Origin of the sequence: Nitrosospira sp. Nsp18 (assembly GCF_900103145.1) — a bacterium.
Taxonomy (GTDB): domain Bacteria; phylum Pseudomonadota; class Gammaproteobacteria; order Burkholderiales; family Nitrosomonadaceae; genus Nitrosospira.
Map to the genome: position 1 here is coordinate 128127 of NZ_FMWY01000004.1, position 16005 is coordinate 144131.

Consider the following 16005-nt stretch of genomic DNA (forward strand, 5'->3'; position numbering starts at 1 on the left):
GGTCATTTGATTTGCCCAAATCCAAAAAATTGCCATGTTTACGCGAGCGAGTCACCCTTGCAGCCATGATGAACAGCAGTTCGACCAAGCCTGAAATAAGAGCGGATAGTGCGGCTATAGCGAGTGCTCGGGATTGAGCCAAACTACAGGAAGCCGGATATCCCGCTGGCGAGCGCGATAGTGACCGTTCCTGGATAAGAAATGAAATGTAATATTCCTGCGGCAACGCCCCATACGCTTGCATGGTCGAGCCCGAGCATTTCGAACGCGAGCCAGGTTAGGAGCGCAACCACAGCATTTGATGTCAGCATGATCAGGAAATAGTGCTGGGCCTGCACATCCACCTCCTCGAGTATTCGCAATACATCTTTCTTTCGCGATAGCGACGGCCCGCCATTTGCAACAGTTTGCGTCGGAAATGCATGTCGGATACGAGCAAAAAAATAGGTGAGCAGCAACACTACCGGGCTTGTGCCGCAAATGTGATCAGCAGTGCAGATTGCGCCAGCATAAAATCTGCGCCCCGGTCACCCAATCTGCGTCATTGGCGGAGGAATCTATCGCTACCTGTTTCTTACTGGATCAATGCAATTATCCTGGTAGGCGTCCTGACGATAATTCTATTTGCCGCTGTCGCTGCGATTGTCAACAGCAATGCAGGCTTACGCATCGTGTCATTTGCAAGCTTGAGTACCTTGCTTTTCTCAGCCGCGGCATGGTTTTGGTCCATGGTCGGAGTTTAGCGTTCCGCCGGCCATCACGTGGAGAAAGGTGGAGCTTCCGGCTGGGCAAACACGGCGAGAGCAATAGTTGTGCTTGGATTCGTCGGCATGTCGGCTAATCTTGTCAATACCATCCCACAGGTAAAAGAATACGGTCTTATTGCGATTGGCAGTGATCCTATAGGAGATATTCACGTAGAGGTCTCGCCGAACGGGCAATCCATGATCGTCAGCGGCATCTTGCGAGAGGGCTCGGCAATGAAAATAATAAACATTCTCGAGGCCGCCCCAGGGGTGACAGGGCTCGACCTCGACGCGCAGAGAACGATAACGCGGGACATGCAGGATGTCTACAAATCCGCCGGTTTACCGGATGCATTCGTGCAACGTATCGTGCAGACCGTGCCACAGGATATGTGGTATCCAACACGTGACGAATTGATTAGCTCTAATGTCATTAGCCACGTTTCGTCCGGAAAATATGGCCTGGTCCCCCGGAACTAGCAAATATGACCCAGTAGAATCCTGGTGAGTGTCGTCAGCCGCTATAAACGCTATAGACGCTATAACGGGGCCGATTTAGCCGCCGCACCTCCGCGAGAACAAACCAGAGGTCCAGAGGTTATTGGGCCGGTAAAGCGGAGAAAAGTTGACAACCGTCAAATTTGATTCAAATTAGCTGAACAAAATAGTTGACCGGGATGGAGGGGATTCATATACTTGACTAACGTTGTCGGGTATTAAGCCGATAACTTCAGCAGATGTTAACCTGGTATAAATCCAATTGGAGCGAAAAAATGCGATTAACGACTAAGGGGCGTTTTGCGGTAACCGCGATGATTGATCTTGCGTTGCACAGTGCGGAGGGTCCGGTTACGTTAGCGGGTATCAGCGAACGGCAGAAAATTTCGTTGTCCTATCTGGAGCAATTATTTGGAAAGCTGCGTCGTAATAAGCTGGTGGGTAGCGTGCGCGGACCGGGCGGCGGCTATCGCTTGACAAAACCGATGAACGAGGTGTCCGTGGTAGACATCATTTTTGCCGTGGATGAGCCGATCGATGCGACGCAATGCGGAGGCAAGGAAAATTGCCACAACGACCAGCGATGTATGACCCACGACTTGTGGGCCACTCTTAATGGCAGGATACGGGATTACCTGGCATTGGTTACGCTGGATCAACTCGTGGCAAATCCAAAGGTGAAGGACATTGCTGTACTGCAAGACATGAGAGCATGCAAGAAATCTCATGGAACGGTTCTGGCTTGAGTGGTGGCTCATATCAACAAAGGTAGAATTCGATCCAGACGGGATGTGCACAAAAATCGGTAATTGCCGGGAGCGGAAAAAGTGACTTACGCTTATTTCGATCATAACGCCACGACAGCGGTTGATGAGGCAGTGCTGGATGCAATGCTGCCATATTTTCAAAAAGAGTACGGCAACCCTTCCAGTCGCCATGCGAAAGGCATAACAGCCCGCCACGCGGTGAACCAGGCGCGCGAGCGGGTCGCGGATTCAGTAGGCGTGCAACCGGCGCAGGTTATTTTCACCAGCGGCGGGTCGGAAGCGAATAATCTGTTTATCCACGGGGCGGCAGGTTATCTGAAGCCGGCGCGAATTGCCGTGAGCGCGGTCGAGCATCCCTGTGTGATGCGATCCGCTCAGGCATTGGTCCGGAACCCGTATGGCTGGAATTTGCATCGATTGACGGTAGATAATCTCGGGCGCGTAGATATGGCGGATCTGGACAACGCCTTGCCGGACCGACACCCCAGTCTGGTATCGGTAATGCTGGCGAACAACGAAACCGGCGTTATCCAGGATGTGGCGGCGATTGCCGAGAAAGCACGGTCATGCGGCGCCTGGGTTCATACCGACGCCGTACAGGCATTCGGCAAAATTCCTGTGGATTTTGCTTCGCTCAATGTGCATGCGCTGACATTATCCGGGCACAAGATTTATGGACCCAAGGGTGCGGCAGCGCTGATTATCGATAAACGGTTATTGCTCAAGCCCCTTATCTATGGGGGAGGTCATGAGAACGGATTGCGCTCCGGTACTGAAAATGTTCCGGCCATTGTGGGGCTCGGCGTCGCCTGCGGATTAGTCAAGGCACGGATAGCGGAAAGGACGGCGCATATTTCGGCGTTACGCGCCCGACTGGAGCAAGGGTTGGTTGAGATGGGCGCTGTTATTTTTGGGTTAGGTGCGTCGCGTTTGCCCAATACCTGCTATTTCGCATTGCCCGACATTGAAGGCGACACGCTGGTCGTGCGCCTCGACAAGGCAGGTTTCGCAGTAGCAAGCGGAGCGGCTTGCTCCAGTGTAAACCCCGGCAGAAGCCATGTCCTGGAAGCGATGGGGGTGGAATCCGATTTGGCGCGCTGTGCGGTACGTGTAAGCTTGGGCGATGGCAATTCAACGGCACAGGTGGAGAATTTTCTTAAGGCCTTAAGTAGCGTTGTTCAGGAATTAAAGCAAATGAACATGGCCTCGATTTGAGCACCACCTTGATCACGGATGAGCTCCTGGTGGAATTTATGGTCGAGTACGGATCACGGCGTTCGTCTTGAATACCGATCTCTCCTGGGGGCTACATGTATCATGGTTTTACGACTGCGGAATGGGTCGGCGATAGCTACCGGTCGCTATCAGTCGAAACGATGATTGATGATATGCCTTCGTCTTGCCAGGAGGCGCCAGGAAGCGTTAAGCGGGGGAATACTGTCTTCCCGGAATAATTGAATAATCTTGTCCGTTATCTGACAATTTATGGTTATACTCTAATTTCATCCAGAGGGAATCGATGCCTCACTGATTCTCATAAGTTCTAATCAACCGTGTCATTTCACTTATTACTTATCGTGAGACATAATTATTCTACTTCCCTCCTGTTGTTGATATGCGTAGCGCTGCTTTCGGGTTGCGCTACCACGCGACCAAATGACCAAAGAACAGAATCGTTCGATCCGGTCGATCCTTATGAAAAAATCAACCGCAAGTTCTATACGTTCACCGATGTGGTTGACCGGAAGATCATGGAGCCGATTGCCGATTTCTATATCGATTACGTACCCAATCGTGCACAGCGCTCCGTCGGAAATTTTTTCGACAACCTCCAGTATCCAAATGTCATTCTGAATGACTTCCTGCAAGGCAAGGTACGCCAGGGGTTTCGGGACACCCTTCGTTTTGCTGTCAATTCAACCATTGGCGGCGCTGGGCTCTTCGATATGGCTTCACCTATGGGTTTGGCGCAGCACGACGAGGACTTCGGGCAAACGTTGGGAGTATGGGGTGTTGATGCAAAAACTTATCTGTTTGTTCCTTTGCTTGGCCCCAGCAGCAACCGCGACATATCCGGCATTCCTGTCACCGCCCTCACCAACGTTCTCTTCTGGACAGGTATTTTCGTAATCGGTGCGCCCGTCACGGTGCCGCTTGGCTTTATCGGCGCCGTTGACAAGCGAGCGAGGCTGGCTGGCCCCATGCGCATCCGTGACCAGGCAGCGCTGGAGCCTTATCTCTTTGTGCGCGATGCCTACCTGCAGCAGCGCAAGCACGTGATTTACGACGGAGAACCCCCACCCGAAGCTTACGATCAACCCGTCGAGGATCGATCTACGGATAAATTATAGTAGCTCTGCAGGTGTCCAGAGGTGTTTGCGCTACGGTATCGCAAACACCTCATCTTCCAGGTTGGGTGTTGCGCAATTATTCGCTCAGAGGGGGATATTCGAAACATGAGTGAAGTCGGCTCACGAGTCGTGCCCACCGTCCCTCCGGCAGACCTCGTCCGTCTTACGCACATCATTTATTTACTGCATGGTTTCAGCGTCCTGATGGGTATTCTAGGGCCGGCGCTTATCATTACGACATTTCTCAGCGGCTGGCCTTCAATTATCGCTGTGATCCTTAACTATTTGAAGCGTAAAGAAGTACGCCACACTTATCTTGATTCCCATTTCCGCTGGCAAATACGGACGTTCTGGTATGCCTTGCCCTGGTTGGTTATGGCGGCAATGCCTTTTGCGACAGTCATCGGTATCACTTTTGCATACATACTCGCGGTAGGCACGGGTATCTGGGTCATCTACCGCGTCAGGCGCGGCTGGATGGCTCTTAATGAGGGCAGGTCCATGCCGCTCTGAACCGGCACCCCATCGGATCAAAGCATTTCCCCCAGGTCTGCTGCACGTCCTCAATTCGGGTTATACGGCTGGGGTAGGATGCTCTACTCTCGCCTATTCCATCCATTGATGGTTTTACTGCCATCATGGTCACCCCGAGCTTTCTTCCACTGATTTGATCCATCGAGGCCTTGTGCCTATGTGTGTCGCCGTACAGAGCCACCTGTTCTCGGGCATTAACATTTTACCAATCTGAGCTTTCAATAGCGGGGATGGTATCCCGAAACCAGCCCAAAAGCGGCAATACATCGCGGCTAAATCATACTCTCGGCTAGGAATTGCGAGACGTATTCTTTTGATACGACAACCAATACTGGGATTTATTATGCCTGCGCCTCAAAGCCCCAAGCAGAACAGAATGCTGGCAGCACTTTCTCTTGCGGGTTACACACACCTGTTACCTCTCCTTGAGCTGGTACCGATGCCTGCGGGGTACGTGATTTACGAGCTTGGGCTCCCCATAAAGTATCTATATTTTCCGACCACGTGCATCGTCACACGACTGTATGAGACGGAAAACGGCGCGTGCACGCAGATTGGGATCATAGGCAACGAGGGTTTGGCAGATATCTCTGTTCTTTTTGGCGGCGAGCGCAGTCGCGCACGGGTAATAGTGCAGAGCACAGGCGAAGCCTATCGGATCAAGGCAGGTATATTAAAAAGCGAATTCGAGGCGGGGACCGAGCTACGACATCTTCTCTTGCGTTTTGCGCATGCGCTGATGATCCAGACGGAACAGATAGCGGTTTCAAATCGATATCATACTGTCGATCAGCAGCTTGCCTACTTTCTGCTGATGAGCCTGGACCGCCTCTCGGGCACTGAACTTCACATAACGCATGAACAGGCTGGGATTATGTTGGGAGTACGGCGGGAAAGCGTAACGGTAGCAGCGAACAAACTTCATATGGCGGGAGCGATTCATTGCAGACGAGGCCACATCGCGATAGCAGACCGCAAACAACTGGAAGCCAGCGCGGGCGAGAACTATAAGATCGTAAAAGAAGAGTATGAGCGGTTGCTGGAGACTTATCTATCGTCTGCCTCCCGTTTTGGACGGTCTCCTGAGAAACAGTTCAAGCGGTTCTTCCAGTCAATCGAGTAGGTTACAAATCTGCCCTGGCATGACAGTCTCGCTGTGGAGAAAGGAAACAAGGCGTCCCCGGTCGAGCGTGTGTCCAAGGAGAAAATGCTCAATTCCTAGCAGCCTGTTGGACTTAAAGGAAATCGGCTGCAAAAGCGTCTGGGTGGTTCATATTTCACTGCTTTTCGACCAATAGAAAAAATCTGCCTTCACCCAGTCACTTTTTCGCCGCGATTCTTCAAGTTCGACAGGCTGCTAGTGTGCGGTTTCGCACAGACCTGCTACCTCAAGCGTGGGAATATTTACGTTACTGATTGAACGTGTGGGATATCCAAAAATGGTCATGAAGAGTTGGTACTCTTTCCGCAATCAGAATGGAGATCTATCATGAGAAGACTGGGTTTTCTGGTGTTCAGCTTAGGATTGACCACGGGAAGTGCTTTCGGCCAGAACGATTACGATAACCGCGCGGAGGATCGGCAATCGCAGGATGCTGTTGTCCGCGCTCAGACTGCGCGCGAAACACGCAGTACCCGGCCCGAACAGCAGAAGAATGAGCACGACCGTTCCAGCGAGTTTGCCGCCACGAATGCGATGCCTTCTTCGCCCGCTTTTGAAAACCAGCCCGACAAGGGAAAGACATTGGGATTCGATTTTTATCGTGATCCCTTGAACGCGAAAAAGCCGATGCAGACTTTCGAGGAAACCATGAAAGCCGATGTGGCCGCTCGCCCCAAAATCATGAAAACACAGCGGGAACTTCTCCTGCGGCGATACGATTTAACGCCCCGGCTTGATAGGGAAGCGAAAATGTCTCGCGGCAAGCCTCTGGCTGTTGGCCCTACGGCTCGCCTGCCGGCAGGAATGACTTGGCAAAAATTGGCCGACATGTCTCCGCCCGAAATACGGGTAAAAAATATGTTTCCGTACCCGGCCTTACCTCACCCGAAACAATCTCCAGGGGGACAAGTCTTCACGCAGGCTCAAATCGACATGTTTCCACGACTGGAGCGGTTTGACGTCGAGCATGATTTGCCAGAAGCATTTCTTCCGGAATTTCCCCCCGCCATTTTTCTTCAAAACCGGCCCGAACTAGGGGACGTTTCTCGCGGGGAAGTCGTATCGATCAATAACTTTTATCGCCTCTTCAAAGACATTCTGACCCCCGTACAGCTTAACGGCCTTCAGATTTTGCTCACCCCTCTTCCCCAGGAAGAATTTAATCCAACTGATGACCGTAAAAGCGCACAGCCCAGCTTGGGCGTCACTTGCTTTGACTGTCACGTGAACGGACATACCACGGGGCAATTTCATCTAAGCCCGGATATCAGGACCCAGGAAAGGCGTTTTCGACTGGATACGGTAAGCTTGCGTGGGATGTTCAATCAGCAAATCCACGGGTCCAAACGCAGCTTGCGCTCGGTGGAGGATTTCACCGAGTTCGAGTTTCGTACCGCTTATTTCAATGGTGACCCGATTCATGCCATGAAAAAGGGATTCCCGGTTCTCGATCGAATTCATGTGAGCCATATGGCGCAGCTTCAGAATATGCTGGACTTTCCCCCTGCGCCAAAACTCGACACGCAAGGCCGGCTCGATCCATCTAAAGCAACCACGCATGAACTTCGTGGTGAAAAGGTTTTTTTCGGGAAAGGCCAATGTGCGAGCTGTCACCAGCCGCCCGCTTTTCTTGATCAGCAAATGCACGACCTGAAACTCGAACGCTTCCTGCAAGAGCCGGGAGACGGGCCAATAAAGACTTTCACTTTGCGGGGCATCAAGGATAGCCCGCCTTATCTGCATGATGGGCGTTTGCTAACCCTCGAAGATACCGTTGAATTTTTCAATCTCGTATTGCAGCTCAAACTGACAGATGAAGAGAAATCCGATCTTGTCGCTTATATGCGCCAACTATAGTTTACGCTTTGCAATTTTGGCGAAAGAGAAAAACTCATTTGTATTGAATGAAACTTGTATTGACTAAAACTCAGTGGAACCCATCCTTGGAATTTTTATGGCTGGAATATAAATGATTGATGTAAAGATGACGAAATAATCAGGAGAGGACTCATGAGCATTTCCGCCGCAACCGCAACCCCAAACCGAAAAGAAGTTGTGTCGCTCAATGGCGCATCTATTCGTAAATCGACAAAACTGGTGCGAAAAGCTGTATTTCCCGTGGCCGGGCTCGGCACGCGTTTTTTGCCTGCAACCAAGGCGGTGGCTAAGGAAATGTTGCCCATTGTAGATCGGCCATTGATTCAATACGCTGTGGATGAAGCAGCGGCGGCGGGTATCGAAGAGATCGTTTTTGTGACCCATCGCAGCAAACGGTCTATTGAAGACCACCTCCATCGCGCGGTGGAACTGGAAAACGAACTGGCCTCACAAGAGAAACATGCCTCGTTGAAAATGCTGCGGCAACTCACACCTAACGGGGTCCGTTTCACTTTTGTGCGCCAGGAAGAGCCCAGGGGGCTGGGGCACGCGATTTTATGTGCGCGACATCAAATTGGAAATGAGCCTTTTGCTGTGTTGCTTCCGGACGATCTGATCGATGCCCAGCCTCCTGTATTGGCACAGATGATTTCCCAGTACGAGCAAGCCCTTAGTAGCCTCGTGGCTGTCCGGTCGGTACCCCACGAAGACACCCGTCATTATGGGATTGTGGATACTTTCGGGGAGGATGCCGAAAGCCGTACCATGAAAATTCGAAGCTTGGTGGAGAAGCCTTCTCCCGATGCTGCCCCATCTAACTTGGCAATTGTAGGTCGTTATATTCTCTCGCCCACCATTTTTGAATGCCTCGCAAACCTGGAACCGGGGATAGGGGGGGAAATCCAGCTTACGGACGGAATCGCGCGACTTCTCAAACTGGAACCTGTGATGAGTTACCGTTACCAGGGCAAGCATTATGATTGCGGTAGCAAGATAGGTTTTTTGCAGGCCACGGTAGCGTATGGCTTGCAGCATCCCGAGGTAGGCAGGCAATTTCGGGAAGTGCTGCTGGAGGTAGGGCGTGAGCTCGCGTCCGAGCATTCCTATCCATCGAATCTCGCTATCGACAGGACTGACACTCGTCCAGCGCTGTTAAAGAGTGCCTCGGCCTGAACAATCTGGAGCAAGCTTATGAGTCCGTGCTGAGTTGGGGGAGGGACGCGCTTCAGATGCAGTTTGTTTGGGGACTTTCAATAACAGTGGGGGTTCAAGAAAGCGGGCCCATCTCATCGAACCCGGTTGACTACACATCCCGATTGTTGTCACTGGTTCCTATGGCCATCATTTCGCCGAAACGGATGGTTCGCATGGGCCCCCAAAGCGAATTAAATTGCATTGTATTTTTGGGAAATAACATCACCACCGTTGAGCCTAGCTGAAAACGGCCCATTTCGTCGCCTTTTCTGAGCATCAGGTTTTGCGAATCGTATCGCCACTCGCGAACACGCCCAGAGCGTTTAGGATTTACGACCCCATGCCAGGTCGTGGCAATACTTCCAACGATGGTGGCGCCTACCAGCGCTAGCACAAATGGGCCATGCTCCGACTCAAATACACACACCACACGTTCGTTACGGGCAAACAGGCTTGGAATACCGCGGGCTGTGAGGGGATTTACCGAGAACAATACGCCTGGGACATATATCATACGGGTCAATCGACCATCGCAAGGCATATGCACCCGATGGTAATCCTTAGGGCTCAGATACAGCGTGGCAAACTTGCCCCCGCGAAATTTCTCAGCCAACTCGCTATCGCCGCCTACCAACGCGGTTGTAGAATAATTATGCCCCTTGGCCTGAAATATTTGATCACCGCGAATAACGCCTAGCTGGCTTATACTGCCGTCGACTGGACAAATAAAGTCCGCTTGAGCCAGAGGCCGCTTCCCTGGTAGTAACGCACGAGTAAAAAAATCATTAAAGGTCTTGTAGCTGTGAATATCAGGATTAACTGTTTCTTCCATATTCACATCGTAGCGCTTGATGAACCAGCGAATCAAAAATGCCGTCAGGCGACCCGCACGGGCACTTGCAACCTTTCCGGCAAATACGGTAATTGCCTGCTTGGGTAGCAGATATTGCGGAAGAACCGAAAAAGACGCCTTGGACACTTTGAGGTACCTTTGGAAGCCGAACGGTAATTATATTAGGTTGGCCACATTAAGTCTTGCTAAAACTCCCTACAGAATCCGTTTGTGCTCTATGGATCAAGATTATTTTGACCGCTCAACTTTTTTGACACGGGAAGGCCATAAAAAATTCCAACCGGATTCCACATGACCTTGCAATGCAAGTCATTTACAACAATTACAATAGATGACTTGCATAATGCTTAATGGGAGAAGCTTTTCAGGCGCGTCGCATTTTTTCCAGTAGTAGGGGTGGGGCCGCGCTGGTTTTTCTGATTTTGTAGAGGGCGCTTCAACGTTATCCGGGTTCGCGAATAGTGGCGTTTATTCTGAATAATAGCAAATGATGGAAATGATGGTTAATGGAAAATTTACCCCGGGCCTGCGATGGTATCCGCTTGCGCTTTGGGGCCATCCAGCAGTTGTCTCGTTTGTTCTTCCTGCTGCTGAAGTTCCCACATATGGGCATAAGTACCATTTGCTGCAAGTAGCTCCCAGTGGGTGCCACGTTCGATAATACTGCCTTTGTCCATGACCAGAATCTGGTCGGCATCCGCGATAGTGGACAATCGATGCGCAATGGTCAGCGTAGTCCGATTCACGGCAATGCGCTTTAACTCTGCCTGGATGGCTTTTTCCGATTTTGAATCAAGTGCCGAAGTGGCCTCATCGAAAATAATAATTTTGGGATTTTTCAGAATTGCGCGCGCGATAGCGACACGCTGCTTTTCTCCACCAGAAAGTTTTAATCCTCGTTCTCCTACGGTAGTTTCATATTTTCCCGGAAGGCTTTCGATGAAGTCGTGGATGTGTGCCAGCCTGGCAGCTTCGAGTACTTCTTCACGAGTTGCATCAGGGCGCCCGTATGCAATATTGTAATAAATACTGTCATTGAACAGGACGGTGTCCTGAGGTACGATACCCACCGCCGCACGCAGGCTTTGCTGAGTGACATCGCGGATATCCTGGTTGTTTATCAAAATACGACCGCTGTCGATGTCGTAGAAACGGAACAGCAGGCGGGCCAGCGTCGACTTGCCGGATCCGCTATGCCCGACCACTGCTACATTACGACCAGCCGGTATATCGAAGGTCACGTTAAACAGAATCTGGCGATTGGACTCATAGCTAAAATTCACTTCCTCAAAGCGAACCGCCGAATATCCGGGAATGAGATTGGCTGCGCCTGATTTGTCTTTTATCTCCTCATTCTCCGCCAATAAGCTGAACATTTTTTCCATATCCGCCAGGGAATGCTTGATTTCGCGATAAACGAATCCCAGAAAATGCAGAGGCATATATAGCTGGAGCATAAAGGTGTTGACCAGTACCAGGTCGCCCAACGACATCGTGCCCTTGATGACGCCATCCGCCGCCAACCACAGCAGCAAGGTTACACCAACCGCGATTATGGCACTTTGTCCGGAATTAAGCGCGGCCAGAGAAGTCTGGTTACGCACGGCCGCAGTCTCCCATTTTTGCATATGCTCGTCGTAGCGCCGCGCCTCCCATGACTCATTGCCGAAATATTTAACCGTTTCATAGTTCAGCAAACTGTCTATGGCTTGAGTATTGGCTTTCGAATCCATGTCGTTCATGGTGCGACGAAAGATCATGCGCCACTCGGTAACGATCAGCGTGAGTGCAATATAAGCAGCCAGCGTTGCAAAAATAACCACGGAGAACCAGATGTCGTACCTTGAGAGAAGAATAGCGGCTACTAAACCGATTTCGAGCAACGTAGGCAGAATGTTGAACAGCATGAAGTTAAGCAGAAACGAAATACCTCGCGTGCCGCGCTCGATGTCGCGGGAGACACCACCTGTTTGACGCTCCAGGTGAAAACGCAGGGACAATGCATGCAAGTGATTGAACACCCTGATAGCTACCCGCCGAATAGCCCGTTGTGTCACCTTGGCGAATACGGCATCCCGCAGCTCACCGAACAGTGTGCTGCACAGGCGCAAGATGCCGTAGGCCAGGAGCAGTAGAGCCGGCAGAACCATCAGCGCGCGCGGACGATCAAGCGCGTCTATGATTTCTTTGAGAATTAGCGGCACGGACACGTTGGCGAGCTTGGCCATGATCAGCAGCGTCAATGCCGTGATTACCCGGCCTTTGAATTCCCACAGATAGGGCAGCAAGGAACGAATGGTCTGCCAATCGTTGCGATTGGCGGATGGTTTTTCCAGACGGGTGGGGCGCATCAGTTATTTTTTCGGATGAATGTCAAATGATCCTAAATCCGGTAGTTGGACGGGGTGAAGTGTACTGTTTTTGGGGTGCAGGGCAAGGCGCAACGACGCGGAATGGTCGTTCCATTCCAAGAAGTTGCAACGCAGCCATGTGCCGCAAAAACTGTGCAATTCCCCCTGTAGCGGCCTCACCTAGAAGGTGAGTGTCAAATAATATGAAATATTTGTTATTAATCATAACACTGACCTATTAAATGAGCGGTCAACTACCGGATTTAGGATGGTAGAATAAGTATAACGTGGTGCTGTCGCTAATGACGTGGCAGATGACCCCGCAGGCATGTCGTTCCGCTATGCAAAAAAAAGGCGCCCGAGTGGGCGCCCTCATGTCACGCTTTGATAATTTCAGTGTCGTTTTATTATGAATTGATATACCAGATCAACCGATTGACGGTATCTCATTCGCTCCCTCATCGCCATCCAGATCCACCGCGCCTTCCTTGAACACCCGGCTTGCGCGGATGTCTTCAGCTTCGATAGTCATCAGATCTATTCGCGAAAGGTTTTTCTTCGCCCCGGCGAACAGGCGATTGGCTTGGCGCAGACGCGCTCGATCAAGCGCATTGCGAACGGAACGGGCATTTGCAAAATGCTCCAGCTTCATTCTTAGCCCGATATATTCGCGAAAAGCTTTCTCGCCCTCTGGACTGAAGCGGTAGTTTTGCGCAGCCAGCATGAGCTTGGCGATGGCGACCAACTCATCGGCGCCATAGTCCGGGAAGTCGATATGATGCGCTATGCGCGAACGCATGCCCGGGTTGCTATGGAAAAATTTATCCATCCGGTCTTTGTAACCTGCCAGTATTACAACCAGGTCGTCACGGTTGTTCTCCATGGCCTGTAACAGAATCTCTATCGATTCGGCACCGTAGTCGCGTTCATTCTCGGGTTTATAAAGATAGTAGGCTTCGTCAATGAACAGGACGCCGCCCATTGCTTTCTTCAATACCTCTTTGGTTTTAGGTGCAGTGTGGCCGATATATTGACCCACCAGGTCATCACGTGTGACCGAGACAAGATGCCCTTCACGCACATATCCCAGGCGGTGCAGGATTTCGGACATGCGTAACGCCACGGTTGTCTTCCCGGTACCGGGGTTACCGGTGAAACACATGTGCAGGCTGGGTGCCCCGGCGGTCAGATCCAGTTTTTTGCGCAGGCGATCGACAAGCAACAGTGCAGCTGTTTCGCGAATACGCGTTTTAACCGGCTTAAGGCCGATCAACTCGAGGTCCAGCTTGTCTAACACCTCCTTGATGTTGGAGTCGCGAAATTCCGCAGCCAGATCAACCGGGTTATCATCATCCGAAGAAATGGGTTCTTTTGAAGGTTTTTTCACGTTTGATCCATACAAAATAGCCATACAAAGCTTGTACGGGGTAAATTATAAAGTTATTCGCGCCCGCCAGACACCCTAGGTGTGGCGTGTGCCGCCTTGCTACTAATTTAAATCAGGGTAGTGCTAAGAGCAACCAGGGAAGAGGCAGAAGTCGATTGAGCGCTGTTGGCTACCCATTCGTTTCCTGCCTCCAATCAGCCCCTTATCCGTCAAAAGGGATAGGGGAGATCCTGATTAATACCGCTCGGCTTCCGGTTTGTCGGTTGCGTAGGAATGAATGGTGTAGCGAATGCTGCGGCCTTCCGTTTCCTGACGGACCACGCCAAAGCCCGGTTCGGTTTTGGGACGGTTGACGATGTACGACATGGTCGGGCTCTCCACCCCACGAGTGGAGTTGAATGCCGTTACCCGTATGTAATGATTCGGATAGGTTTTACGGCAGTCATTGATCTCGCCCAATATGCCGGCAGGATCCTTCAGATCGAACATCGGATTACCGAACATCTCCCAATAAGTGTTGCGTGGATGCGGGTCATCGGTATATTCAATGCCGATTGCCCAATTGTTCTTCAGCGCATATTTAATTTGCGCCGAGATTTGTTTGTCCGTCAATGGGGGCAGGAAAGAAAACTGCCCCTGCGTGACGAGATTTCCTACATTGGTCATCATGGTTTATATATCTCCTTGAATATGATTAAACGCTGGCCGTGGTGGACGGCACAAAATCGGCAGTATCAGTGGATTCGTAGTTGAAGGTGATGTCTTTCCAGGTATCCAGCGCTTGCTTGAGCGGCGTGCACCATTTGGCGGCGGCTTCGAGAATCTTGGGGCCTTCATTCACGTAATCGCGACCTTCATTACGCGCCATGACCATCGCTTCCAGCGCAACACGATTGGCAACAGCACCGGCCTGTATGCCCATCGGGTGACCGATCGTTCCGCCGCCAAACTGCAATATCACGTCTTCGCCGAGATAATCAAGCAACTGGTGCATCTGACCCGCGTGAATGCCGCCTGAAGCGACCGGCATGACCTTGTTCAGAGAAGCCCAGTCCTGCTCGAAGAACAGGCCGGTTTCGAGACTCTTCGGAGTATGCGTGTCGCGCAATGTGTCGTAAAAGCCTTTGATCATGAGTGGGTCACCCTCAAGCTTCCCAACGACCGTACCTGCATGTATATGATCCACGCCCGCCATACGCATCCATTTGCAGATCACGCGGAAATTCATGCCGTGATTCTTCTGGCGCGAGTAGGTTGAGTTGCCGGCGCGGTGCAGGTGCAGAATCATGTCGTTCTTGCGGGCCCATTTTGCCATTGACTGGATAGCCGTATAGCCGATCACCAGATCGATCATGATGATGACCGAGCCCAGCGACTTGGCGAATTCGGCGCGCTCGTACATTTCTTCCATCGTACCCGCCGTGACGTTCAAGTAGTGGCCCTTGACTTCACCGGTTGCGGCGGAAGCCTTGTTGACGGCTTCCATACAATAGAGAAAACGGTCGCGCCAGTGCATAAAGGGTTGCGAATTGATATTCTCGTCGTCTTTCATGAAGTCGAGACCACCCTTGAGCCCTTCGTATACCACCCGCCCATAATTACGTCCTGACAGGCCCAGCTTTGGTTTGGTGGTAGCGCCGAGCAATGGGCGTCCAAATTTATCGAGGCGTTCGCGCTCTACCACGATCCCGGTAGCGGGACCCTGGAAAGTTTTCAGGTAAGCAACCGGAATGCGCATGTCTTCCAGGCGTAGTGCTTTTACGGCCTTAAAACCGAAAACGTTGCCAATGATGGATGCGGTCAGGTTGGCAATGGAGCCGCCTTCAAACAAATCCAGATCGTAGGCAATATAGGCGAAGTACTGAGCCTCGTTCTTGGTACCGGGGCCCGTGTTGGGCACCAACTCCGAGCGATAGGCCTTGGCACGGTAGAGCTCGCAGGCAGTCAGCCGATCGGTCCATACCACGGTCCAGGTTGCGGTGGAAGATTCGCCGGCAACAGCGGCGGCCGCTTCCTCATGCTCCACCCCTGGTTGAGGGGTGATACGAAACACGGCAATGATATCCGTATCCTTGGGTACGTAATCGGAATCCCAGTAACCCATTTTTTTGTATGGCAGTACGCCGGATTTGTAGCGTTCCTTGTCCGTTAGCGTTTCACTCATGTTGATTCTCCTCATAGGGGTAGATAAAAGTACTACAGGGTGCATTGTAACCGGAATTATCATAAACAACAGTCACGTGTTTTGATTGTTATGATAATCTTTATCTTATATGGTTCCTCA

Annotated in this window: 14 protein-coding genes; 8 read left to right on the forward strand and 6 right to left on the reverse strand. The window is 51.4% G+C overall.

From position 1 onward, the window contains the following. Window positions 1-143: 143 nt before the first annotated feature. Complete coding sequence (locus BLS94_RS03135) at window positions 144-461, reverse strand: AI-2E family transporter (protein WP_176767773.1); 318 nt, start codon at window positions 459-461, stop codon at window positions 144-146. Window positions 462-830: 369 nt separating this feature from the next. Here BLS94_RS03135 and BLS94_RS03140 point away from each other — a divergent pair, with 369 nt between their 5' ends. From BLS94_RS03140 to galU, 8 genes are all read left to right on the forward strand, one after another. Beyond that, window positions 831-1226, forward strand: a complete 396-nt coding sequence (locus BLS94_RS03140) for a hypothetical protein (RefSeq protein WP_143021640.1) — start codon at window positions 831-833, stop codon at window positions 1224-1226. A gap of 293 nt (window positions 1227-1519) precedes the next feature. Next, window positions 1520-1990 (forward strand): Fe-S cluster assembly transcriptional regulator IscR, encoded by a 471-nt coding sequence (gene iscR / locus BLS94_RS03145; protein WP_072767309.1) that lies wholly within the window; start codon window positions 1520-1522, stop codon window positions 1988-1990. An 81-nt stretch (window positions 1991-2071) separates the two neighbouring features. Then, entirely contained in the window at window positions 2072-3226 is a 1155-nt protein-coding gene (locus BLS94_RS03150; RefSeq protein WP_090957723.1) for a cysteine desulfurase family protein, read from the forward strand. A 362-nt stretch (window positions 3227-3588) separates the two neighbouring features. Then, window positions 3589-4362, forward strand: a complete 774-nt coding sequence (locus BLS94_RS03155) for an MlaA family lipoprotein (RefSeq protein WP_090957724.1) — start codon at window positions 3589-3591, stop codon at window positions 4360-4362. A 105-nt stretch (window positions 4363-4467) separates the two neighbouring features. Beyond that, entirely contained in the window at window positions 4468-4875 is a 408-nt protein-coding gene (locus BLS94_RS03160) for a DUF4870 family protein (RefSeq protein WP_072767208.1), read from the forward strand. Window positions 4876-5239: 364 nt separating this feature from the next. Next, on the forward strand, window positions 5240-6019 hold the full coding sequence (locus BLS94_RS03165; RefSeq protein ID WP_090957725.1) for a Crp/Fnr family transcriptional regulator: 780 nt from the start codon (window positions 5240-5242) through the stop codon (window positions 6017-6019). Between the two features lie 366 nt (window positions 6020-6385). After that, a complete protein-coding gene (locus tag BLS94_RS03170; RefSeq protein WP_090957726.1) occupies window positions 6386-7915 on the forward strand; it encodes a cytochrome B6 in 1530 nt (509 codons plus the stop codon). Window positions 7916-8068: 153 nt separating this feature from the next. After that, the gene (gene galU, locus BLS94_RS03175) at window positions 8069-9109 is read left to right on the forward strand and encodes a UTP--glucose-1-phosphate uridylyltransferase GalU (protein ID WP_090957727.1); all 1041 of its coding nucleotides are present in this window, start codon (window positions 8069-8071) and stop codon (window positions 9107-9109) included. A 130-nt stretch (window positions 9110-9239) separates the two neighbouring features. On the opposite strand, the gene asd is transcribed toward galU, so the two are convergent. The 5 genes from asd to BLS94_RS03200 all read right to left on the reverse strand — a co-directional run bounded on the left by asd (window position 9240) and on the right by BLS94_RS03200 (window position 15885). Further along, window positions 9240-10109 (reverse strand): archaetidylserine decarboxylase, encoded by an 870-nt coding sequence (asd, locus tag BLS94_RS03180; protein WP_090957728.1) that lies wholly within the window; start codon window positions 10107-10109, stop codon window positions 9240-9242. Window positions 10110-10498: 389 nt separating this feature from the next. Beyond that, complete coding sequence (locus BLS94_RS03185) at window positions 10499-12334, reverse strand: ABCB family ABC transporter ATP-binding protein/permease (protein ID WP_090957729.1); 1836 nt, start codon at window positions 12332-12334, stop codon at window positions 10499-10501. 427 nt (window positions 12335-12761) lie between these two features. Further along, on the reverse strand, window positions 12762-13721 hold the full coding sequence (gene cbbX, locus BLS94_RS03190) for a CbbX protein (RefSeq protein WP_090957746.1): 960 nt from the start codon (window positions 13719-13721) through the stop codon (window positions 12762-12764). 234 nt (window positions 13722-13955) lie between these two features. Beyond that, window positions 13956-14390, reverse strand: a complete 435-nt coding sequence (locus BLS94_RS03195) for a ribulose bisphosphate carboxylase small subunit (RefSeq protein WP_090957730.1) — start codon at window positions 14388-14390, stop codon at window positions 13956-13958. 25 nt (window positions 14391-14415) lie between these two features. Then, complete coding sequence (locus tag BLS94_RS03200) at window positions 14416-15885, reverse strand: ribulose-bisphosphate carboxylase large subunit (protein WP_218124728.1); 1470 nt, start codon at window positions 15883-15885, stop codon at window positions 14416-14418. Window positions 15886-16005 lie beyond the last annotated feature (120 nt).